Source organism: Corynebacterium tuscaniense DNF00037, from assembly GCF_000759055.1.
GTDB classification, from domain to species: domain Bacteria; phylum Actinomycetota; class Actinomycetes; order Mycobacteriales; family Mycobacteriaceae; genus Corynebacterium; species Corynebacterium tuscaniense.
This window is the reverse complement of record NZ_JRNG01000001.1, coordinates 107,479-129,862: the sequence shown is the minus strand read 5'-3', so window position 1 is coordinate 129,862 and position 22,384 is coordinate 107,479. Positions and strand designations below refer to the sequence as shown.

Here is a 22,384-nt window from a genome sequence, read left to right as displayed (position 1 = left end):
TGAACCGGCCCGCCGATCATGCGGCGGGTGTCTGAACTGCCCAGTGACCGATAGTAGAGGACTTTTACACCATGGCTGTCAAGATCAAGCTGCAGCGTCTGGGCAAGATCCGTAATGCCCAGTACCGCGTTGTCATCGCCGATGCCCGCACCCGCCGTGACGGTGCCGTCATTGAGAACATTGGTATCTACCACCCGAAGGAAGAGCCGTCGCTCATCAAGATTGATTCTGAGCGCGCTCAGTACTGGCTCGGCGTTGGCGCCCAACCGACCGAACCGGTGCTCGCACTGCTGAAGGTGACCGGTGACTGGCAGAAGCACAAGGGCCTCGACGGCGCTGAAGGCACCCTCAAGGTTGCTGAGGAGAAGCCGTCCAAGCTCGACCTGTTCAACCAGGCTCTGGAGGAGGCTTCCAACGGTCCGACCGCTGAGGCTATCACCGAGAAGCGCAAGAAGGCTAAGGAAGAGGCAGAGGCTAAGGCCGCTGCTGAAGCCGAGGCGGAGGCCAAGGCTGCTGCAGAGGCAGAAGCTGCTGAGGAAGCTCCGGCTGAGGAGGCCGAAGAAGAGAAGACTGAGGAGTCCGAGGAGAACTAAGCCTCACTCATGCCAAACGCCTAATGCCCAGCGATTCCGCTGGGCATTTTTGCTTATCGACGACCCCTAATGCGCGCTATCCCGAAATGCCCGCGCCGCCAACACGTGCTTGCACGGGCCACGGGTGTCCTTATGCTTTGCAAACCAGAAACAGGTGCAGGCAAACGCGTAGGTGCCTTGATCAAGTCTCACTGTGTACTCGTTGGAACCGGAGTGCACTGTGAACCCGTCTTTCTCCCCCTTGAGCGGAGTGACCGCGTTGTGGGACAGCAGCTCCTCGGCGTTAGCAAGGCGGGTGTTGAGATTGCCCACCACTTCCGGATCAAGCGGCAGCGGGCGGTGGAAATATGCGCCCAGCGTGAGGTCGTAGCCAACTTGACCGGTTGATGCCAGGACTTGGAGTGCGTCCTCAACGCGGGCGGGAGTAAGCCCGGTCTGTGCTGCAAGATCATTGATATCAATGCGGGGATCAAACGCCAGAACCGCGGAGACAAGATCAGCATCATCGGCCGCGTGCTGGCTGCTCAGAGACATCAAAAGTGAGCCCTCGCCAGAAAACCCACGGGTCTTGATTGGGCTGATCACTACTGTGAATCGCGCACCGGGCAGCTCAAACACCCATGCGGATGATTGAGGTTGGGAGGATGCGTGGCTATCGGCGCTGTAGACCGACAGCTTGGTCACGTACGGCAGGAGCGGGATGATCGGTTTCAACCGCTCCGGGCCTGCCAGGCATACTGCACCTTTTGAGGGCTTCGATGCAAGACGCAAACTCCGTAATGCGGGAGTGGCCCACATGACGGCTTTCGGTGTGGACGCCCCCGACAACGATGTGATGAACTTCTTCGCCTGCGGTCCCGCAAGCTCTTGCTGCAGTGTCATGGAGGCGCTGATGCGCTGTGACTCCGCAAGTCCTTTCACCCACCGCAACGGTAGTTTGACCTTCTTCTCCTCTAGGGTTTTATCCATGGTGGTGATGTGCAGTGAATCGTCGGCAATATTGAGGTGTAGCGGTGAGCCCGGTGTGATACCAGCAAGCGTCTCGCGCAGCGGGAGGTTGATGTCCACGTTGGTTACACCTGACTGCTGGGATTCCGCGTCAAGGTCGGTGATATCCAAGCGGGCGTAGGCGCTGCAACAGCCTGAGAATGATTCGAACCGCAGACCTTCTGGGGTGGAGGTCACCACTGGGTCAAGCGCAGCGATAGCCGCGGTGTTCACTGGCGTGTAGAAGCGTTTCGCGGCATAGTCCGCGACAGTGAGTATTCCACGCGCGGCGATGTGGGGATTTTCCACGAATCCGCTGAAAAAGTGCGGTTCGTCCACCCGGTCGAGCGTTCCCCCGCTTGCGGCCAGCTGCAGACCCTGGACAGTCAGGGTGGATGGATGGGCGTATGTGTACTGCATCTAGGACTCCTTGAGCAACGCCGCCGCAGCTTGTGCAGCCTTTGTTTTTCCGCTGAAGGACTCTAGCCATTCGAGCAGTTGCTTGTGGACGTCGCGTTGACCAGTTTGCACACGCACATTACGCAGCAATTCAATGAGCTTGGCAATGTCGCGCGCCTTTCGGTCCAATTGAGGCAGTAGCTGTGCAAGGAGGTCACGGACGTAGGTGGGATTGAGCGTCGCGGCATCTGCGAGGGAATTCGCCCAACGGCCAAGCTTGACGTTGTCTATCTGTGCCCACTCTTGTGCGGTGACTCCCGCCTCGATAGCTAGTGGGAGTGACGTTGCCACAAGCTCCGCAGCTACCACTCGTACCTCTGGGTGAACGTTTGCCATGGCTTTGCCCAGGAACTTGGCGGTGTGTGGTGACCATTCGCCGGGGTGCCACGCAAGTACGTCAACAATACCGGGCTCTTGCACATCTGGATGAATCGACATCCCTGCATCAAGGTCACGCTCCATGTCGTAGGTGTAAGCATCCAAGCAGGTAGGGGCGACGATGGCGCGCTCTGCCGGGGAGTCGGCTGCGTTGAACGAGCCGAGAACGAGATACGGCAGCACTTCGTCGTGGTGTTCGTTGTGGCCTTTCCAACCTTGCGCGGTGCGTACCCACACACGGTTTTTATCGCACTGGGTGCATCGGTCTTCAGGCAGTGTCCACTGAAACCTGTTGCATCCAGATTGCACTCCCTGCACAGACACAAGACCCGTGCTGTCTTCCTCATAGTCCACCAGCCGCAGGTAGGCGAGAATGGCATCGTCTTGCCATATGCCTTCAAGGTCTGAATATGTAGCAAGACGGCGGGCGAATTCCTTGTTGTCCACGCGACCGAAAGAGTCCGTCGGCGTTGAAAGCAAGGTGCGTGTTGGAGCCAACCCGTGCACAATGGCAACGATCCGAAGGAGCGATTCCCGCCTGTTATCACCCGGCAGCCATGGCGCGTTTGCTTCTTTAACCTCAGCAGGAGAGAGTGTGCATTGAAACAACAGCCAGCGCGCATCGGTAAAGGAACGCGCGGGATCTTGCTTCGACAAAACCGGCTTGAGAATCTCCACCGCGCGCGGACCGGTTTCTGCCAGCCAGGCAAGGAATAGCGCAAAGTTCACGGCGTCTGGTGTGGTGAGCAATTCGCGGGTGCGAAACAGCGCATCCTCATCCGTCCAGGGGGCGACGGGTTGAGCCTCAACGCGCTGCGCCGATGATGCGGCTGCGTGCTCGGTTTGTCCGGTGCCTTCGGCGACCCGTTGCCCCAACAATTCGTCAGCCATGACAGGCGACAAGATGTCCCCGGCAGCGACGATAAGCTCTCCTTTCTCCAACGTGCGGAGAAGCTTGGCGCTACGGCGTACCACATCGTCGTGTGCATGGTAGAGGCCAGTTTGTGCGGCATCAGCAATACTCGCGGCGAGGTCTTCGCGTTCAGCCGCGATCTTCTCTAGCATTTTTAGCGCCGTGATAGCCGTTCCCTTCGGCCCGCCCATGGCGTGATGGGCTGCGGCAACAAATCCGTCCGCATCCAACTCCGACAAGCGTGAGAGCTGCTTGACTGCGAACGTGGTCGTCGAGGCCACTCCCGAACCCATCGCGGCGATGAGTAGGTGTTGGCGCTTCGTGGTTTCTTCCTCAGTGGGCGCAAAATCCTCGTAATGCTGGGTAAACCAGCGCACGCGGTAAGCGGGAAAACCGCGGTTCAGTGCTTTGAGCATTTCATCTAACATGCGGTCGCGGTCCAACATTCCTTCGCTCACCAGCGCAACCAGAGGCTCTGCCCAGCCGGACGAGTATTTCTCCCTATTGGCAAAGCTGACCATCTGGGTGCCCTCGAGGGAAAAAAGGGGCCAAAGGAGTTCTTCTCGGAGCTCGGCGTCGTGCCACAGGAGAAAATCGCGCTCGAAGCCGCGCTGACCCATCAACCCGATGAAGTACGGATCGCCGTGCTCAATCTTGTAGCCCTCGAACAGCTCGCGCATGCGAATTTGGATGAACGTGTCACCTCTGAAATTGCTCCACCCCTCCTGTTCAGGTTGCGTAGGGTTTTCTATCGCGTGTTCAGGGTCGATCGGGAGGGCACGAATCGCTTCATAAGCTTCTTCCAACGTCATATCTGGGCGCCACCACTTGATGGTCGTCCTTTGAAACCTCTCGGCCATTTCTTTGAATTCTCGTTCAAAGTAGTTCATTGTGCTCCCTTTTCCTTGTGAAGTCAGACAGCTTTCGAAGCATTTGCTAGTCGACGCCCTTTTGACCCGCCCCAGACACAGATTACGCAACATCCTAATGAGCAGCGCTATGTCGCAACATGGTTTCTCACGTTGGCGTAATCACCGCATTCGCTGCTGGTAGCCTTAGCTCCCATGAAGTTGCTCATCGGCAAAGTAGTCAAGTCCCACGGTGTTAAAGGGGAGGTCGCCGTGGAAGTGTTGACCGACGAGCCGGAGATCCGTTACGCAGTGGGGGAAGTGCTCCACGGCAAACAGGCGGGGAAAGAACAAGACCTGACTATTGCATCGGTGCGTCCGCATCAGAAGCGCCTGCTGGTCACTTTTGAGGAGATCCCGGATCGCACCGCCGCGGATTCATTGCGGGGGATGCAGTTCTTTGCCGAGCCCTTGGAGCGTGATGAGGATTCGGATGAGTTCTACGACCATGAACTCATCGGCCTGAAGGTCGTGCAGGATGGTGAGGAGATCGGGGAGGTCACCGGCGTGATGGATACCCCGAACCGGAAAATCTTGGAGATTGCCTACCAGGGCAGGGAAGTGCTGGTTCCCTTCGTCATGGACATCGTCCCGGAGGTGAATCTGGAGGAAGGCTTCCTGGAAATCACCCCGCCGGAAGGGTTGCTGGACCTGTGACGGGCACGCCGGCGTTGAGGATTGACGCGATAACAATCTTCCCGGACTATCTCGAGCCCATGCGGCATGCGCTATTGGGCAAGGCGATTGAGCAAGAGATCCTGGCTGTTGGGGTGCACGATCTGCGGGATTGGGCCACGGGCGGCCACAAGGCGGTGGATGATTCGCCACTGGGTGGTGGGCCAGGCATGGTGATGAAGCCGGACGTGTGGGGGCCGGCACTCGATGACATACACGCGGGCCGCGCAGGGTTTGACCTGGACACCGCGGCAGCACACCGCAATGACAAGGCGCGCCACGATGATGTAGCAGAGGTTGTTGCGCGCCCATACACCCTCCCAGCTGATGTGCGCGAGGGCGAAGACCCGGAGGCGCCATTGCTGTTGGTGCCCACACCGGCTGGTAAGCCGTTCACGCAAGCTGATGCGCAAGCCTGGTCGCGGGAGAACCACATTGTGTTCGCGTGTGGCCGATATGAGGGTATTGATCAACGCGTTTTTGAGGACGCGGCGCAGCGGTATCGCGTGCGCGAGGTGTCCATCGGTGATTACGTGCTCATCGGTGGGGAAGTTGCGGTGCTCGTCATCGTGGAGGCCGTCACGCGCCTCATCCCAGGCGTGCTGGGCAATACGGAAAGCCATGAAGATGACAGCTTCTCCGACGGCCTGTTGGAAGGCCCCAGCTACACCAAGCCGCGCGTGTGGCGCGGGATCGAAGCCCCGCCGGTGTTGACGTCGGGTGATCACGCCAAGGTGGAGCAGTGGCGTCGCGAGCAGTCCCTCAAGCGCACCAGAGAAGTGCGCCCGGAGCTCATCGACGCGGCAACTCTCACCGAAGAAGACCGCTTCATGCTCGATGCCCGCGACGTAGTGACGGAACTGGACGTGCTGGGCTGGAAGCCCGGCGCAGAAAAGAACATGCGCAGGGCGCTGAAGAAGGCCGGTTACCGTGTGGCGCAGATAAGCACAAAAGAGCGCGGAACGGACGTGTGTTTCGGTCCGTCGATGCTGGAAACGGAGTATGAGCGGCGTGAGGGGCATCCGAGCCCTGATCCGCTGGTGAAGCTGCGCGTCTACGGGCGTACAGCACTCAGTCTCACCGAGGCCACGCAAGCAGTGGTTGCGGCGCTGCCGAAGGGCGCGGATTGGTACGGTTCCACCGTGGTGCAGCCTTAAGGAGTCCGCCGACTAGACTTCCCCGAATGACTATCGCAGAGATTATCGCGAAAGAAATTCACGTCCGCGCCACCCAAGTAGAGGCTGCGCTCACCCTTCTGGCAGAGGGCAACACTGTGCCCTTCATTGCTCGTTACCGCAAGGAAGTCACGGGTGGGCTCGATGATGCGCAGTTGCGCCACATTGAGGAGCGTAATACCTACCTCGTTGAACTCGCTGAGCGGAAAGAGGCCGTGCTGGCCAGCATCGAGGAGCAGGGCAAGCTCACCGATGAGCTCAAACATGAGATCCTCGCCGCCGACACGAAAGCCCGCGTGGAGGACCTCTATCTGCCGTACAAGAAGCGCCGCAAGACCAAGGCGGATATCGCGCGCGAAGCAGGCCTCGAAGAGCTGGAGCAATTGCTTATCGACGAGCCCCGCGCCAACCCCGAGACCACCGCTGAGAGGTTCATCTGCGAAGGATTCCCGGACACCAAGGCGGTGCTCGACGGTGCGCGGGCAATCCTGGTGGACCGTTTTGCCACTGATGCGGACCTGGTGGGTGCTGTGCGTGACCGTGTGTACGCCGAGGGCACGATGCGTTCTTCCGTGGCGGAAGGTAAGGAACAAGAGGGCGCGAAGTTCGCTGACTACTTTGAGTTCTCCGAGGATCTGACCAAGTTGCCGTCTCACCGGATTCTGGCGCTGTTTCGCGGGGAAGCAGAGGGCGTACTTACCCTCAATGTTGATCCGGGCGATGAGGCTGTCTACGAAGGCATGATCGCGGAGCGCTTTGACCTCCCCGTGCAGGATTCAGAGTGGTTGGCCAAGGCAGTGCGCTGGGGCTGGCGGACAAAGCTGCAGATCTCCGCGAACGTGGACGCACGTATGCGCCTGAAAGAGAAGGCCGATGAGGGTGCGCTGGAGGTCTTCAAAACCAACCTGCGTGATGTGCTCTTAGCAGCGCCCGCTGGCCAGCGGGCAACCCTGGCGCTTGATCCGGGTTACCGCAATGGCGTGAAGTGCGCCGTGGTGGATGGAACCGGCAAGGTACTGGCCACCACGATTGTGTACCCGCACCAGCCACAGAATCGCTGGGATGCGTCGCGGGCGGAGCTTGCTGCTTTGGTGGCTGAACATGGTGTGGAGCTCATCGCGGTGGGCAATGGTACGGCATCGCGCGAATCCGAAAAGCTCGCCGGTGAAGTGGCCGACCTCATTGCGCAGGCAGGTGGCAAGCGGCCGACGCCGGTGATGGTGAGTGAGTCCGGTGCATCCATCTACTCAGCGAGTGCCATCGCGGCAGAAGAATTCCCGGACATGGATGTTTCCTTGCGCTCCGCCGTGTCCATCGCGCGGCGCCTGCAGGACCCGTTGGCAGAGTTGGTCAAGGTGGATCCGAAGTCCATTGGCGTTGGCCAGTACCAGCATGACGTGAACCAGGTTGCGCTCGCCCAAACTCTGGACGCAGTGGTGGAAGATGCAGTGAACTCCGTTGGCGTGGACGTGAACACGGCGTCCGCGCCACTGCTGGAACGCGTGGCGGGGCTGTCTAATACGGTGGCTAAGAACATTGTGGCGTACCGCGATGAGCACGGTAGCTTCACTACCCGCAAAGAGCTGGGCAAGGTACCGCGGCTGGGACCAAAGGCATTTGAACAAGCCGCAGGCTTCCTGCGTATTCAGGGAGGTACGGACCCGCTGGATGCCTCAGCCGTTCACCCGGAGGCGTATCCGGTGGTGGAACGCATTGCCGCCGCAACCGGAATGGACACCACCTCCCTTATCGGCAATACCGCGGTGTTGACCAAACTTGCCCCCGCAGATTTCGCCGACGACACCTTTGGTGTGCCTACGGTGACAGACATCATCGCCGAGCTGGACAAGCCGGGGCGTGACCCGCGCCCGGAATTCACCACCGCCACGTTCAAAGAAGGCGTTAATGAGGTCAAGGACTTGAAACCCGGCATGATCCTGGAGGGCACGGTGACCAACGTTGCTGCCTTCGGCGCATTCGTGGATGTCGGCGTGCACCAGGATGGACTGGTGCATGTGTCCGCGATGAGCAATAAGTTCGTTTCCGACCCGCATGATGTGGTGCGATCCGGCCAGGTGGTCAAGGTGAAAGTGATGGACGTCGATGTCGCCCGCAATCGCATCGGCTTGTCGCTGCGGCTTGAGGACGAACCGGGGAAACCCAACAAGTCCAACAAACCCGCAGGGAAGAAGCGTGGGGCGGGGAACGGGGGACGTCGACAAGCGAAAAATGCGCAGCAAGCACAGGGCTCGATGGCGGATGCTTTGAAGCGGGCTGGATTTGGGAAGTGACCCGGCATTATGCAAGAATAGTCGGGTCTTGTAGCCGACATGAACCGGTCGAGCACCCCAGGAGGGGAAGAGCCGCTAGGTTCCTCTGTCCAAATCTGAAAAGGAATTCGTATGTCTAACGGCATCATCGATAAGGTCGACGCAGGCCAGCTGCGCGACGACATCCCGGACTTCCGTCCTGGCGACACCCTGGGCGTTCACGTCAAGGTGATCGAGGGTAGCGTCACCCGTACCCAGCTTTTCGAGGGTTTTGTTGTCCGTCGTCAGGGCTCCGGTATTCGTGAGACCTTCACCGTCCGCAAGATCTCCTTCGGCATCGGTGTGGAGCGTACCTTCCCGGTTCACTCCCCGAACATTGACCGCATTGAGGTTCTGCGTCGTGGCCGTGTCCGCCGTGCGAAGCTGTACTACATGCGCGATCTGCGCGGCAAGGCTGCCCGCATCAAGGAGCGTCGCTAAATTTCAGCGCCCTAACGCCCTCTTTATCCACTGCGCACTCTCGCGTGGGAAGGGGGCGTTTCGCATGCTCAGTGTTAAAGTGTTTCTCCGTGACTGATACCCCCCAGCGTCCTACTCACACCGAAGAAGACCGCACGATGCCGTGGTATGTGGAGATCCCTATGGTGGTTCTTCTCACCCTCGGCCTGATCTTTTTGTTGCAAACATTCGTTGGCCGTGTGTACCTGATTCCGTCCGCATCCATGGAGCCCACGCTTCATGGTTGTGAGGGGTGCAATGGTGACCGCATCTTTGTGCAGAAGCTGTCCTACTATTTCTCTGACCCGGAGCCGGGGGATCTCGTGGTGTTTGAGGGAGCTCCATCGTGGAATACCTCCTACCAGTCCAACCGGTCGAACAACCCGTTTGTTGCTGGTTTGCAGCAGTTGGGGTCCTACGTCGGGCTCGTCCCACCGGATGAGAACAACTTGGTCAAGCGTGTGATTGCTACCGGCGGGCAGACAGTGTCCTGCCAAGAAGGCGACCCATCGGTGATGGTGGATGGCAAGCCCACAGACCAGTCTTTCATTCTTCAGCCGCCGGATAATCCGGTGCTGCCACAGAATGGTTCTGAGGCGTGTGGCGGCAAGTATTTTGGACCGTTGACAGTGCCGGAAGGCAATATTTTTGTGATGGGTGATAACCGCACCAATTCCATGGATTCGCGTTACCACATGGGTGATGAGTTCCAGGGCACCATTCCGGAGAAGAACATCCGCGGTAAAGTCTCCTTCATCATTTTGCCGTTGACTCGTATTGGTCCGGTGAAAAACGGTGATGTGGAGCTGCTGCAGCAGTAAATGCGCAGGCTGAAACAGCTCCGTACGTACGAGGCGGCGCTGGATAAAGCAGGTCTCGGTCCCGTTGCGGGTATTGATGAGGCGGGCCGTGGTGCCTGCTTTGGCCCCATCACCATCGCCGCGTGCATCCTGCCTTCGCGCCCACTGCTCGGGTTGGAGGAGCTCACGGATTCCAAGAAGCTCACGCCGAAGAAGCGCGAGGTGCTTTTCAATGAGGTGGTGTCCTCCGCCACCGCATACTCCATCGTGCATATCAGTGCCGGGGAGATTGATCGCCGTGGAATCCAAAACGCGAATCTCGATGGTGCCCGTCGCGCCATCTCCGAGTTGTCTGTTGAGCCAGGTTTTGTGCTTGTCGACGCCTTCCGGGTCCCCGGCCTCACCACTCCCCAACTCCCCATCGTGGGTGGTGACTACACGGCGCGCTGCATTGCTGCGGCGAGCGTCCTGGCCAAAGTTAGCCGTGACCGCTTGATCATCCAGATGGCGGAGGAGTTTCCAGACTACGGCTTGAAGGGGCACAAGGGGTATGGGACGCAGGCTCATATGGATGCGGTGCGCCGCCACGGTGCGAGCCCTGAGCATCGCTACACTTATGCCAACGTTGCAGCAGCCCACCAAACGTATATGAGGAGCACGAGGCGATGAGCGCTGAGGAATTGGAGAATTACGAGGCAGAGGTTGAGCTTTCTCTGTACCGCGAGTACCGCGACGTGGTCAGCCAGTTTTCCTACGTGGTGGAGACAGACCGCCGCTTTTACTTGGCTAATGGCGTGGAGCTGATTCCGCACACCGAAGGTAAGGATGTGTACTACGAAGTGCGCATGTCAGACGCCTGGGTGTGGGACATGTATCGCGCTGTGCGCTTTGTCCGCTACGTGCGCGTGATCACGTACAAGGATGTCAACATTGAGGAGCTGGATAAGCCGGAGATGGTCATTCCGGAGTAGCCCCATCGCACCAGCACCCTGTGGATAAAGAAGTGTTATCCACAGGGTGTTTTGTTTATTTGTGGCCAATTTTCATTCTGAGGGATCCGTTTGGTCTTTTGCGTCGTCCAAAGGAGTAGGCCGCCTTGATGCGCGGTGCAAGTTAACACAAAAGATCGGAGAAGACGATGGTGAAAAGTACGCCTGACACTGGTTTGGATACGAACCCGTGGGTGCTGGGCACGCTCGGTGAATCAAGTACGGCTGCCTGGTATGAGGAGATGGGGTATGAGATTGTCCAGCTTGGGTACAGAACCAGGCGGGGTGAAATCGATGTGATTGCTCGTGCGGAGGACGGAACGATTGTTTTCATCGAGGTGAAAACGCGGCGTGGGCACAGCTTTGGGGCGGCGGAGGCGGTAACAGCGCGCAAGCTCAACCGCATCCGCGCAGCCGCATCGGAGTGGTTGATGGGTCAGCCTTATTCGCTAGTGCGTTTCGACGTCGTGGAGGTGCTTTACAACGGCCACGACTTCTTCCACCGCATGTACCAGGGGGTTGAAGATGGCGCTTGCTAGTACGTACAGTGCGGCTGTTGAAGGCGTTAATGCTCACTTTGTCACGGTGGAGGCCAATGTAGGACCGGGGCTCCCCGGGATCCACATCGTTGGCTTGGGAGACAAAGCGGTGGGGGAGTCCCGTGACCGTATTCGCACCGCCGTAGCGAATTCGGTGCTGCCATGGCCGCGCACAAAAATCATGGTGTCCTTGTCGCCGGCGAATCTGCCTAAGTCGGGCTCCCATTTTGATCTTCCTGTTGCGTTGGCGGTCCTCGCCAGCATGGATCCGCGGGCGGAGCGGAGATTGAAGCGTTCGCTCATCGTGGGGGAGTTGGCCCTATCCGGTGGGCTGCGCCGAGTGGATGGCATTTTGCAGATCATCGCGCAAGCGCTGCATGGCCATCCGGATGGCGGTGAGATTGATCATGTGATCATCCCCGCTGGCAATGCGCAGGAAGCTGCACTCATTGGACACCCGGCGGTTAGGATTGCACACACGCTCAGTGAAGCGTGGCAGTGGGCGATCGGGGAGAGCGAACTGCCTGGCCTCGAAACCGTGACACATACGGTGGAGCCGGTCCGTGTGCCCGATTTCCGGGACGTGATCGGCCAGCTCCATGAACGCCGCGCTATGGAAATTGCGGCAGCGGGTGCGCACCACATGCTCATGATTGGTTCGCCGGGCTCCGGCAAATCGATGCTGGCGGAAAGGTTGCCGTCGATCTTGCCGGACCTGTCGCCCGAGCAGGTGGTGGAAGCAACCGCGATTCATTCAATCTCGGGGAACTCCTCGGGGGAGGTGATTATGAGGGCGCCGTTTGTGGCACCGCATCCGTCGTTAGGCAGAGCAGCGCTGATTGGCGGTGGCTCTGGTATTCCACGACCCGGCGCGGTGAGCCATGCGCATCATGGGGTGCTCTTTCTAGACGAGGTCAGCGAGATCGACGCCCGCACCCTCGACGCCCTGCGTGTCCCCCTGGAGAAGGGCGAGGTGCAGCTCACACGCGCGCGCCGGGTGGTAGTGTATCCGGCGAATTTCCAGCTCATCATGGCCGCGAATCCGTGCCGCTGTGGTGTAGACAATGCGGCGAAATGCGAGTGTTCCTCTGGCGAGCGTGCGAAGTACCTGCGAAACCTATCGGGGCCACTGCGGGACCGTATTGATATCTGCTTGAACACCACCTCCGTGGGTGGTGTTGTCACGGCGTCGGATCAGGAATCTTCCGCAGTGATTGCGCAGCGTGTGCTGGCCGCGCGGGACCGCTCCCAATGGCGGTGGGCTAAAGCGGGATTATCAGCCACGACGAATGGGCGTGTCCCCGGCGCGGTACTGCGGCGAGATTTCCCGGCTGCGGAGGACGGCATGGGCGTGATCAGTACCGCTTTGGCCGATGGCATGATCAGTCAGCGTGGCGTGGACCGGCTGCTTCGTCTGTCGTGGACACTGGCGGATCTTGCCGGGGTGGACACACCGCGTCTGGCAGAGGTGATGGATGCGCTGAGCCTGCGTGAAACGGAACAGCAGGGGGTTGCAGCATGAGTTCGCTTGAATCCTGGGCATACCTGAACCGCGTGGTGGAAGGTCCAAACCGGCACTTGTTGGCACTGCTTGACGCGGGGCGTGATGCTGATGAGATTGCACACGGCATCCGTACTCGTGCGAGTTGGCTCGGAGGTTTGGGGCCGGCTACGGAATCGCGATACACGTGGGATCAACCATCGGAGGACCTCGCAGCGGCGGAACGGGAAGGCTTCGTGTTGCTCACTCCCGAATCGGAGCACTGGCCGCGTGATGAGATCGCAGCGTCCTTCGATGTGGCCCGCGCAAAAGCCATGCGTGAAGCAGTGGGGAACAGGTTGAGTCTGCCACCTGATGCCTATGCGCCACACGCGTTGTGGGTGCGGGGCAATGAGAGCCTGGCGCAGTTGTTTGCCAGTGCGGTGGGGATCGTGGGTACACGCGCCGCCTCCGCGTACGGGCGTCATGCCACGACTGATCTATGTAAGGGACTGGCACGCCACCAGCACACCATTGTCTCCGGCGGGGCGTTGGGAATTGACACGGTGGCGCACTCCACGGCTCTCGATGCTGGCGGCACAACCGTTGTTGTTGCGGCGTGTGGTGCCGGGCAGGTGTACCCGCGGCGTAATGAGCAGTTGTTTGCAAGGGTCGCGAGTGAGGGAGGAGCGATTGTCACCGAGTATCCACCCGGAATGACCCCGGACCGCCACCGCTTCCTCACCAGGAATCGGCTTGTGGCCGCGCTCACGCAGGGCACCATCGTTGTGGAAGCAGCGTTCCGGTCCGGTGCGTTGAACACTCTGAAGTGGGTGGAAGTGTTCAACCGAGTGGGCATGGCGGTGCCGGGGCCCATCCTCGGGCCGGGGTCCTTGGGCACGAATCTGGCCATCCGTGATGAGCGCGCAGCCATGGTGTTGAGCGCCGATGATGCGCACGAGAAGCTCAGCCCCATCGGCACATCGGATGTGGACGGCCAGCTCGAATTGGACTACGCCGCAAACGCCATCCAGCAACTCTCTCGCAACGAGCTGCGGGTCTATGATTCCCTGCCACTCGCCGATACTGGTGGCCTTGAGGCGGGGGACGTTGCCCAGGCATGTGGCTTCACCATTGGTCTGACGGTCCATCTTCTCATGGACCTGAACAAGAAGGGCATGGTCATCCGCAAAGGCCAGCTCTGGGAAAGAGCCGATGGAGCGGGCATCCCCGCCTAACCCAGGAGTGGCCATATACTGCCAGGAGATCTAAAAACGGCAGGAGGGCACCATGACGCAACTCAACGCGGTGATCGATGACTTCGCTGACTACGCCCTCCTGGTCAAAGGTCGCTCCGAAGCCACAGTCAAGGGGTACCGCAGTGACATACGGTCACTTGCGGAATTCGCCCCGCTTTTTGACGACTTCACCCTTCCCACCCTCCGCTCCTGGCTCGCCGCCGGCATGCGCGCCGGGCTGGCCCGCTCTACCATGGCGCGACGTACTGCTGCGGCCCGCGCGTTTTCTACCTGGGCCTACGAACATGGCCACCTTGAATCCGATGTGGCTGCCCGCTTGGTCACTCCGAAAGTGAACCGTCACCTACCCGATGTGGTGAGCCCGAAGCGTGCCCAAGAGCTCGTTGAGGCACAGATCAACCCGGACGCCCATGGGCCTGAGGCAGCCCGTGACCGTGCGATGCTTGAGCTGCTCTATGCCACGGGCATGCGCGTCTCCGAACTCACCGGACTGGATGTGGACGATGTAGACCTCAGCCGTGGTTTAGCCAAGGTCACGGGTAAAGGCAATAAACAACGCGTTGTTCCTTTTGGAGATAATGCGTGCACTGCGCTTGATGCGTGGCTGTCGCGCCGAGGCGAGTTGGCTGCGAAGAATAAAGAGGGGGCCGCCGGACATGCACTGTTCCTCGGCTCGCGTGGTAGGCGTATTGACGTGCGCCAGGTCCGCCGAGTCGTGGAACGTGCCGCGCAACGCACTGGCGACAGTGACTTAAGCCCGCACGCGCTGCGCCACAGCGCCGCCACCCACATGCTTGAAGGTGGTGCGGACCTTCGAGTTGTGCAGGAACTCCTTGGACACTCCTCCTTGCAGACCACGCAGATTTATACCCACGTCAGCGCACAGCGCCTGAAATCGGTGTACGACCAAGCCCATCCACGGGCTTAAGACGAATAGTCGGTGTGTCTAGCAACGTCAGCGGATTGATGTAGGTGTCCGGTCCCGTCTTGGCGCCCCAGTGCAGCCCATCGTGATCCCCATTTGGTGGCGCCATCCGGCCAATCGGTTGCCCTTCCTGGACAACATCCCCGACCGCCACGGTGGGGAACACCGGTTGGTACGTGGTGCGGATACCGTCCGCATGGTCGATGGAGATCACCGGAACCCCCACCACCACACCCACGAAGGCCACCACGCCGTCTTCGGCTGCCACAATGTCTTGCCCGGTGCGTGCCGTCAAATCCACACCGCGGTGGCCGCGCATCCAGTTCTTCTCCGGGATGTCAGCCCCGCGCGTGACCCGCGTGGCACTCGATGCGCCAGTCGTCGGATCCACGTATGCCCACGCAGGGCAGAAACCACCAAGGAGGGTTGCTACTGCTACTCCCACGGCAAAGAACAAACGCTGAAAAGGAATCATGGGTTCGATTGTGGGGAAGGGGGCGTCGATAAGCGAAAAGGGCCTGTGGAAAACGACAAGCTATCCACAGGGCCGCGCCATAAATTGGCGCATACGCTGGAGCAATGTAGACTTACACGGCAGCAACGAGTCCATTCGGGCGAGTTGACTACGCGCGGTGAAAATGCCTGGTCATAGCCTATCTTCGATAGGTGTAGTGGAGCAGGTGTCACCACTTGCATCGGTCCTTCTTGTGAATCACCTGTGGGCAGTTCCATGTCCACGGAAAAATTATTGATTCCACGGAAGGCGCGAGTGTGGCTCACCGCCAGGGTGTGGGGCAAACCCACACAACAAGACAAGAAACCGAGAATATTTACTCCAAAGGAGACATTCCCATGGCAGTTGTAACCATGCGTGAACTCCTCGACGCAGGTGTGCACTTCGGCCACCAGACGCGTCGTTGGAACCCGAAGATGCGTCGCTTCATCTTCACCGACCGCAACGGCATCTACATCATCGACCTGCAGCAGACGCTGACCTACATCGATGAAGCATTCGAATTTGTCAAGGAGACCGTCGCACACGGCGGCACCATCCTGTTCGTGGGCACCAAGAAGCAGGCCCAGGAGCCGGTCCAGGAAGAAGCACAGCGCGTGGGCATGCCGTATGTCAACCACCGCTGGCTCGGTGGCATGCTGACCAACTTCCAGACCGTGTCCAAGCGCCTCGCCCGTATGAAGGAACTGCAGGCCATGGACGCAGCCGAGGATGGCTACGCAGGCCGCGGCAAGAAGGAAATCCTCATGCTCACCCGCGAGCGCACCAAGCTGGAGCGCGTCCTGGGCGGCATCTCCGAGATGACCAAGACCCCGTCCGCACTGTGGATCGTGGACACGAACAAGGAGCACATCGCTGTCTCCGAGGCACAGAAGCTGCGCATCCCGGTCGTGGCAGTCCTGGACACCAACTGTGACCCGGATGTTGTTGATTACCCGATCCCGGGCAACGACGACGCAATCCGCTCCGTCAAGGTTCTCACCCACATCATCGGTGAGGCAGTTGTTGCTGGTAAGCAGCAGCGCGAAGAGCGCGCTCTGGCCAAGGCACGCGAAGCAGCAGGCGACGCACCAGCTGAGGCGGCAGAGCAGGCTCCGGCCGCAGAGCAGGCTGAGGCAGCAGCGGAAGCACCGGCAGCTGAAGCAGCTTCCGAAAACTAAGCTGAGGCTAAACCTCACAACAGGCAACCCCCGCGTCCGGTATAGCGTCCCGTCCGCCTCGCCTCGCACGAGAGCGTGACGGACGCGCGGGCACGGGGGTTTCCTCACAACACAGTTGGTTCTAGCGAGCTGGGCATGCCGGTCCGGCATGCGTGCACTACGCTGTCAACTGACCTTTTACATACTTTGAACAACCACCACGAGGAGGGGCGCCCCACTATGGCGAACTACACCGCTGCAGACGTGAAGAAGCTGCGCGAAACCACCGGCTCCGGCATGCTCGATTGCAAGAAGGCCCTGGAAGAATCCGGCGGCGACTTTGACAAGGCCGTTGAGATCCTGCGCATCAAGGGTGCCAAGGACGTGGGCAAGCGCGCTGAGCGCAACGCTCTCGAGGGCCTGGTGGCTGTCTCCGGCAACACCATCGTTGAGATCAACTCTGAGACTGACTTCGTGGCTAAGAACGATGAGTTCAAGCAGATTGCCCAGCAGATTGCTGATGCGGCTGCCGCTGTGAAGGCTAACTCCGTTGAGGAGCTCGCTGGTGCTGACGTCAATGGTGAGACTGCTGCTGATGTCCTGCAGTCACTGTCCGCAAAGATCGGCGAGAAGCTCGAGCTGCGTCGTGCGGCTACCGTTGAGGGCGATAACATCGCTAAGTACCTGCACCAGAAGGCTGCAGACCTGCCGCCGGCAGTGGGCGTGCTTGTGTCCTACACCGGTGACAACGCTGAGGCTGCACACCAGGTTGCTCTGCAGATCGCTGCTATGAAGGCTCGTTACCTGGACAAGGACTCTGTCCCGGCTGATGTCGTGGAGAAGGAGCGCGCAGTCCAGGAAGAGATCACCCGCAACGAGGGCAAGCCGGAAGCTGCCATCGAGAAGATCGTCGAAGGTCGTCTCGGCGGCTTCTTCAAGGACGTTGCTCTGCTCGAGCAGCCGTCCCTGGCTGACTCCAAGAAGACCGTCCGTCAGTTCACTGAGGAGAACGGCATTGAGGTCAAGGACTTCGTCCGTTTCGAGGTTGGCCAGGCTTAAGCCCTAGCTCAAAGCCCTCACACAGCATGTGCCCCAGGTTCGCCTGGGGCTTTTTGCTTATCGACGTTCCAACGCCCACACCCCGTCCCGCCTCTCAAACCGCATTTGCGCATCCGCGTTTAGTGCCAACACCGGGTCGGCAGCACCTTTGCAGAGGTCAATGTGGGATCGTTCTAGGGCAACTTTGTTCACAGCGTTGTTGGGTTGTTGGACGAGCACCCAGTTGGTGGCATCGTTGGCGTCCTCAAGATTGCGAAACACGTGACGGCCAAGCATGTCATTTGCCGTCTGGCCCGCGTACGGGCAAACAAGGAGGACTTGCGTGGCCTTGGGATAAACGTCGCTGACATGCAGCGTGACAGAAGCGTCACCCGCGTGTTCTGCCAACGCGTCCTGCAGCGCGTGCTGCTCCGGGTGTGTGCCACAGGCTGTTAGTAGCAAACAGGAAAGGGCGGCAGTAGTGAGTTTGGCGCGCATCTGGGTCCTTCTCCTCCGGCAGCGTAAGATTGTCGCCGAGTGTATCTGACCCCCTTTTCAAAGGAGTTGACAAACGTGACCGAAGCCACGGCACCCATGCGTACAGGCTACAAGCGAGTGATGCTGAAGCTTGGTGGTGAGATGTTCGGTGGGGGCAAGGTCGGCATTGACCCTGATGTGGTTGAAAGTGTGGCCAAGCAGATCGCTGAAGTTGCCCGTGGTGGTACCGAGATCGCCGTGGTGATCGGTGGCGGTAACTTCTTCCGCGGCGCGCAGTTGCAGCAGCGCGGCATGGACCGTGCACGCTCGGACTACATGGGCATGCTGGGCACCGTGATGAACTGCCTGGCGCTGCAGGACTTCCTGCAGCAGGAGGGCGTGGACTGCCGTGTGCAGACCGCGATCAACATGGCGCAGGTGGCGGAGCCGTACCTGCCGCTGCGTGCATCCCGCCACCTGGAGAAGGGCCGCGTGGTCATCTTCGGTGCCGGCATGGGTATGCCGTACTTCTCCACCGACACCACGGCCGCGCAGCGCGCCCTGGAAATCGGGTGTGATGTTCTGCTCATGGCCAAAGCAGTCGACGGCGTGTATTCCGACGACCCACGCACGAACCCGGACGCTGAGCTCTTCAGCGAGATTTCTCCGCGTGAGGCACTGGAGAAGGACCTCAAGGTCGCCGACGCCACTGCTTTCAGCCTCTGCATGGATAACAACATGCCGATCCTGGTGTTCAATCTGCTCAAGGAAGGCAATATTGCGCGGGCGGTTGCGGGGGAGCGCATCGGCACCCTCGTGAAGTAATGCTCATTCTCGCCGCGATGGCGGTTGGGGCGGTCATCCCTGCCCAGACCGCGGTGAACAGTCGCCTGCGCACGAGCGTGGGTGCGCCCTTACCCACGAGCTTTTACTCTTTCACCGTCGCGTTTCTGTGCGCGGTGACCCTGGCCGTGGCCATTTCTGGATTCCGCTGGGATTTTGCAGCCGCTGCTGCGGAACCCTGGTGGGTGTGGATCGGCGGTGTCATGGGCACCGTGTTCCTCACCGGCAACGTGCTGCTGTTCCCGCGGTTGGGCAGCGTGGAAACTGTGGTCATACCCATCCTGGGCCAAGTGATCATGGCGTTGGTCATCGACCAGTTTGGCATCTTCGGGGCGCCCCAAACGGAAGCCAGTGCGCTGCGTTTGCTTGGCGCGGTCGTGGTCCTGGCTGGTATCGTGTGCATTCACGTTCTCCGTCACAATAGCGACGGAGCAATAAGAGGCCACGCGGGTGGCGGCTCCCTGTGGGGTTGGCGTGCCTTCGGTGTCTTCATGGGCATGTGCTCCGCCACTCAAACCGCGGCCAATGGTTATTTGGGCACCGTCCTGGGTAGCTCGATCCAGGCGGGCGCCGTCAACTTGGCTGTCGGCGCAACACTGCTGTTTCTGCTCAGCTTGACTTTCCGTTCTTCCCGCCAGGCGCTCCTATCCACTATTGAACCCGGCCCGTGGTGGATGTGGCTCGGCGGAGTGTTCGGTGCGATCTTCGTGGTGGGAATGGCAACCCTGGCGCCAATTATCGGCACGGGCGCCACAGTCATCGGCCAGCTTGCCGGCACGATTATCTGTGGTCAGGTCATTGAGCGCTTCGGTTTCTTTGGCAGCCCAAAAACTCCGCTCCACGCCAACCGCGTGGTGGGCCTTGTCCTCGTGTTCATCGGCGCGGTCTTGGTGCGCGCGCTTTAGCGCCACTCGCGCACGACGGGTTCAATCAGCTGCGCCAGTTGGAGCAGCGTCGCATCATCCACGGTGAGCCCACCCAAATGAACCGGTCCCACTGCCACTGCAGGCCCACCCGAGAGGTTGAACAGGGAACACCACGGTGACCATTCGGTTTGCGCCATGAAGCTGTCCTCCGGCGCTAAACCAGGGAAGTAGTCCACCGCGGGCGGGTCCGCCGCAATCGTGGGTGTGAGCACCACGTCCACATCCCATTGCGCCGCCACATGAGTTGCCACACCCGCTGCCTGTTGCCGTGCCAACGTCACATCGCCCGGGGTCAAGGCGCGACCCTCACGCCGCAACCACGCCAAATATTCGCTGTCTGCCGGGTCCACGTCCGCAAAATTATGCGTGATCAACGTACGGAAGTAGCCAAAAGCGCGCTCCGCACCAGAGAAAGGTTCAAGCACTTGCTTATCGACGCCTCCCAGCTCCTCCAGAACCTCCCCCGCACGCTCCACCACAGCAACACGTTTCTCGTCTACTTGTGCGTTGGAGGCGAAGAGGGGAGAGGTGCAGATGCCGAGGCGGAGACGTCGATAAGCATTCTGGGGCAGACCATGAAGGGTGAGCTGATCGGCGACCGTGCGGGTGAGGAACCCATCCACGGTGCCCGCGCCGGAAGGCTTGAAACCCACAACTTCGCATGCGGCGGCAGGCACCCGCAACGATCCACCTGCATCACTGCCATGTGCCGCGCGATGCAGCCCCTCGGCCACAACCACCGCTGCACCCGAGGAGGAACCACCCGGTGTGGCTCCCGGATAAGCAGGGGACACGAGCTCCGGCACCCGCTCCGCGTACACCGTGGCACCCATCTCCGCCGTCACAGTCTTGCCGTTGATCGCCGCGCCCTGGCGCACCAGCGTGGCGAGGAATGGTGAGGTCGTGCGCGCTTTGTACTCGCGCGCGGGGTTCCCCATCGTGGTAGGCATCCCCGCGACATCCGAAAGATCCTTCGCGGGGATCACCCAACCAGCCAACCGCCCAGCAGTTTGGGGCAGGACGGAATTGTCGAGGTAGGTGAAAGCAGCATGCATCGTGAAGTTCAGTGTAGAAGCGGCTGCTAAGTTAGTACACGACAACGGCGCGCACAATGCGCGCGATGAAAGGATGAACACCCCATGATCGACGACGTATTGCTCGACGCCGAAGAGCGCATGACCAACTCCGTGGAACACACCCGCTCTGAGCTGGTGACCATCCGCACCGGCCGCGCGAACCCTGCCATGTTCAACGGTGTCATGGCTGATTTCTACGGCGCACCCACCCCGATCAACCAGATGGCCACCATCTCCGTGCCGGAGCCTCGGATGCTGCTGATCAAGCCGTTCGACCCGTCCACGATGGGTGAGATTGAAAACGCGATCCGTAACTCCGACCTCGGCGTCAACCCGACCGATGACGGTCACGTCATCCGCGTGACCATCCCGCAGCTCACCGAAGAGCGCCGCCGCGACCTGGTCAAGCAGGCCAAGGCAAAGGGTGAGGACGGCAAGATTGCCATCCGCAACGTCCGCCGCTCCGGCATGGACGCACTGAAAAAGATCCAGAAGGACGGCGACGCGGGTGAGGACGAAGTGACCGCAGCTGAGAAGGAACTGGACAAGACCACCGCCAAGTACGTCGAGCAGATTGACGACTTGGTGGGCAAGAAGGAAGCAGAGCTCCTCGAGGTCTAAATTCCGTGACGGACACGACTGAAAACCAACACCAGCGCCGAGTTCACCTGCCTAAACCCAAGAACTCCGCGGGCCGAAACCTGCCCGTGGCGATTGCCACGAGTGTGGTGCTTATTACCTTGGTGCTCGTGGCCACCTACGTGGGGCCTGTCATGTGGTATCCCGTTGTCAGCGTGGCTGCCGCGCTGGCGATGTGGGAAACCTTCACCCGCCTGCGCGAACACGGCTTTGGTGTGTACCGCTTTGCCAGCATCGTGCTGGGCATATCCATGATTGTGTCTACGTGGCCGTTTGGATATACCGGGTTGCTGGCCACTTTCACCGTAAGCGTGTTGGCCCTTATGTTCGCGCGCCTGTTCTTCCACGGCCCGGATACCGCGCCACGGAACTATGTGCGCGACACAGCCGTGAACATTTTTGTCCTCGTGTGGATCGGCATGTTCGGGGCCTTTGCCGCCATGATCTCCCGCCTAGAAGCGCCAGGGGTCGCGGGTGGATTTTTCATCATCACGTTCATCGCATGCGTGGTGGCCAATGATGTGGGTGGGTACACCGCCGGTGTTCTCTTCGGTTCACATCCGATGGCACCGGCAGTAAGCCCGAAGAAATCCTGGGAAGGATTCGTCGGCTCTGTCATCCTCGGTGCGGTGACGGGTGTACTCACCGGCATGTACCTGCTGGGGACACAGTGGTGGGCAGGACTCATCTTCGGGCTCGGCATCGTCGTGTGCGCCACCCTGGGAGATTTGGTGGAAAGCCAGTTCAAACGTGAACTGGGCATCAAGGATATGTCTGCGCTCTTGCCAGGTCACGGCGGAATGATGGACCGGGTTGACGGCATCCTACCGGCGGCTGCGGCGACGTGGCTGCTGATGAACGTCGTCGTGCTGTAACAATTGGCT

Annotated in this window: 23 protein-coding genes; 18 read left to right on the top strand and 5 right to left on the bottom strand. The window is 60.1% G+C overall.

Annotation, left to right across the window (positions count from 1 at the left end):
• The first annotated feature begins 71 nt into the window (after positions 1-71).
• Entirely contained in the window at positions 72-593 is a 522-nt protein-coding gene (gene rpsP / locus HMPREF2129_RS00635) for a 30S ribosomal protein S16 (RefSeq protein ID WP_034661609.1), read from the top strand.
• Between the two features lie 66 nt (positions 594-659).
• Here the strand turns inward: rpsP and HMPREF2129_RS00630 are convergent, their stop codons facing one another.
• Entirely contained in the window at positions 660-2,000 is a 1,341-nt protein-coding gene (locus tag HMPREF2129_RS00630; protein WP_034661607.1) for an SWIM zinc finger family protein, read from the bottom strand.
• Positions 2,001-4,220 carry a DUF6493 family protein gene (locus tag HMPREF2129_RS00625; protein WP_034661604.1) on the bottom strand — a complete coding sequence of 740 codons (2,220 nt, stop codon included), beginning with the start codon at positions 4,218-4,220 and terminating at the stop codon, positions 2,001-2,003.
• A 174-nt stretch (positions 4,221-4,394) separates the two neighbouring features.
• Here HMPREF2129_RS00625 and rimM point away from each other — a divergent pair, with 174 nt between their 5' ends.
• The 11 genes from rimM (at position 4,395) to HMPREF2129_RS00570 (ending at position 14,851) form a co-directional block, all read left to right on the top strand.
• Positions 4,395-4,895, top strand: coding sequence for a ribosome maturation factor RimM (gene rimM, locus HMPREF2129_RS00620; RefSeq protein WP_034661602.1), 501 nt, complete (start codon positions 4,395-4,397; stop codon positions 4,893-4,895).
• Between the two features lie 14 nt (positions 4,896-4,909).
• Positions 4,910-6,070 (top strand): tRNA (guanosine(37)-N1)-methyltransferase TrmD, encoded by a 1,161-nt coding sequence (gene trmD, locus HMPREF2129_RS00615; RefSeq protein ID WP_052092466.1) that lies wholly within the window; start codon positions 4,910-4,912, stop codon positions 6,068-6,070.
• A 26-nt stretch (positions 6,071-6,096) separates the two neighbouring features.
• On the top strand, positions 6,097-8,379 hold the full coding sequence (locus HMPREF2129_RS00610) for a Tex family protein (RefSeq protein WP_034661596.1): 2,283 nt from the start codon (positions 6,097-6,099) through the stop codon (positions 8,377-8,379).
• Between the two features lie 111 nt (positions 8,380-8,490).
• Positions 8,491-8,838, top strand: a complete 348-nt coding sequence (gene rplS, locus HMPREF2129_RS00605) for a 50S ribosomal protein L19 (RefSeq protein ID WP_034661593.1) — start codon at positions 8,491-8,493, stop codon at positions 8,836-8,838.
• Positions 8,839-8,975: 137 nt separating this feature from the next.
• Positions 8,976-9,677 (top strand): signal peptidase I, encoded by a 702-nt coding sequence (gene lepB, locus HMPREF2129_RS00600; RefSeq protein ID WP_084576381.1) that lies wholly within the window; start codon positions 8,976-8,978, stop codon positions 9,675-9,677.
• Positions 9,678-10,325, top strand: coding sequence for a ribonuclease HII (locus tag HMPREF2129_RS00595; protein ID WP_034661588.1), 648 nt, complete (start codon positions 9,678-9,680; stop codon positions 10,323-10,325). It begins immediately after the preceding gene.
• On the top strand, positions 10,322-10,627 hold the full coding sequence (locus tag HMPREF2129_RS00590; RefSeq protein ID WP_034661585.1) for a DUF2469 domain-containing protein: 306 nt from the start codon (positions 10,322-10,324) through the stop codon (positions 10,625-10,627). Before HMPREF2129_RS00595 ends, HMPREF2129_RS00590 begins: the two co-directional genes overlap by 4 nt.
• Before the next feature lie 170 nt (positions 10,628-10,797).
• Entirely contained in the window at positions 10,798-11,184 is a 387-nt protein-coding gene (locus HMPREF2129_RS00585; protein ID WP_232218057.1) for a YraN family protein, read from the top strand.
• Positions 11,171-12,706: a YifB family Mg chelatase-like AAA ATPase gene (locus HMPREF2129_RS00580; RefSeq protein WP_034661583.1), complete on the top strand. Its 1,536-nt coding sequence runs from the start codon at positions 11,171-11,173 to the stop codon at positions 12,704-12,706. The genes HMPREF2129_RS00585 and HMPREF2129_RS00580 overlap by 14 nt, the downstream gene beginning before the upstream one ends.
• Positions 12,703-13,902, top strand: coding sequence for a DNA-processing protein DprA (gene dprA / locus HMPREF2129_RS00575; RefSeq protein WP_034661581.1), 1,200 nt, complete (start codon positions 12,703-12,705; stop codon positions 13,900-13,902). Before HMPREF2129_RS00580 ends, dprA begins: the two co-directional genes overlap by 4 nt.
• A 52-nt stretch (positions 13,903-13,954) precedes the next feature.
• A complete protein-coding gene (locus HMPREF2129_RS00570) occupies positions 13,955-14,851 on the top strand; it encodes a tyrosine recombinase XerC (protein WP_034661579.1) in 897 nt (298 codons plus the stop codon).
• On the opposite strand, the gene HMPREF2129_RS00565 is transcribed toward HMPREF2129_RS00570, so the two are convergent.
• Positions 14,799-15,323, bottom strand: a complete 525-nt coding sequence (locus tag HMPREF2129_RS00565) for a M23 family metallopeptidase (RefSeq protein WP_034661576.1) — start codon at positions 15,321-15,323, stop codon at positions 14,799-14,801. The two genes, HMPREF2129_RS00570 and HMPREF2129_RS00565, sit on opposite strands and share 53 nt — an antisense overlap.
• Before the next feature lie 377 nt (positions 15,324-15,700).
• On the opposite strand from HMPREF2129_RS00565, the gene rpsB reads away from it, so the two are divergent.
• The gene (gene rpsB / locus HMPREF2129_RS00560; protein ID WP_034661573.1) at positions 15,701-16,522 is read left to right on the top strand and encodes a 30S ribosomal protein S2; all 822 of its coding nucleotides are present in this window, start codon (positions 15,701-15,703) and stop codon (positions 16,520-16,522) included.
• A gap of 219 nt (positions 16,523-16,741) precedes the next feature.
• Entirely contained in the window at positions 16,742-17,560 is an 819-nt protein-coding gene (gene tsf, locus HMPREF2129_RS00555; protein ID WP_034661570.1) for a translation elongation factor Ts, read from the top strand.
• A gap of 57 nt (positions 17,561-17,617) precedes the next feature.
• Here tsf and HMPREF2129_RS00550 read toward each other — a convergent pair whose 3' ends face one another.
• Complete coding sequence (locus HMPREF2129_RS00550) at positions 17,618-18,037, bottom strand: hypothetical protein (RefSeq protein WP_034661567.1); 420 nt, start codon at positions 18,035-18,037, stop codon at positions 17,618-17,620.
• A gap of 96 nt (positions 18,038-18,133) precedes the next feature.
• On the opposite strand from HMPREF2129_RS00550, the gene pyrH reads away from it, so the two are divergent.
• Together pyrH and HMPREF2129_RS00540 are read left to right on the top strand one after the other, a co-directional pair.
• Entirely contained in the window at positions 18,134-18,841 is a 708-nt protein-coding gene (gene pyrH / locus HMPREF2129_RS00545; RefSeq protein WP_052092463.1) for a UMP kinase, read from the top strand.
• Positions 18,841-19,764, top strand: coding sequence for a DMT family transporter (locus HMPREF2129_RS00540; protein WP_034661563.1), 924 nt, complete (start codon positions 18,841-18,843; stop codon positions 19,762-19,764). The genes pyrH and HMPREF2129_RS00540 overlap by 1 nt, the downstream gene beginning before the upstream one ends.
• Here the strand turns inward: HMPREF2129_RS00540 and HMPREF2129_RS00535 are convergent.
• A complete protein-coding gene (locus HMPREF2129_RS00535) occupies positions 19,761-20,840 on the bottom strand; it encodes an amidase family protein (RefSeq protein ID WP_034661560.1) in 1,080 nt (359 codons plus the stop codon). The two genes, HMPREF2129_RS00540 and HMPREF2129_RS00535, sit on opposite strands and share 4 nt — an antisense overlap.
• Before the next feature lie 84 nt (positions 20,841-20,924).
• Here HMPREF2129_RS00535 and frr point away from each other — a divergent pair, with 84 nt between their 5' ends.
• A complete protein-coding gene (gene frr / locus HMPREF2129_RS00530; RefSeq protein WP_034661558.1) occupies positions 20,925-21,482 on the top strand; it encodes a ribosome recycling factor in 558 nt (185 codons plus the stop codon).
• Positions 21,483-21,487: 5 nt separating this feature from the next.
• Positions 21,488-22,375, top strand: coding sequence for a phosphatidate cytidylyltransferase (locus HMPREF2129_RS00525; RefSeq protein ID WP_052092452.1), 888 nt, complete (start codon positions 21,488-21,490; stop codon positions 22,373-22,375).
• The last annotated feature ends 9 nt before the right edge of the window (positions 22,376-22,384 follow it).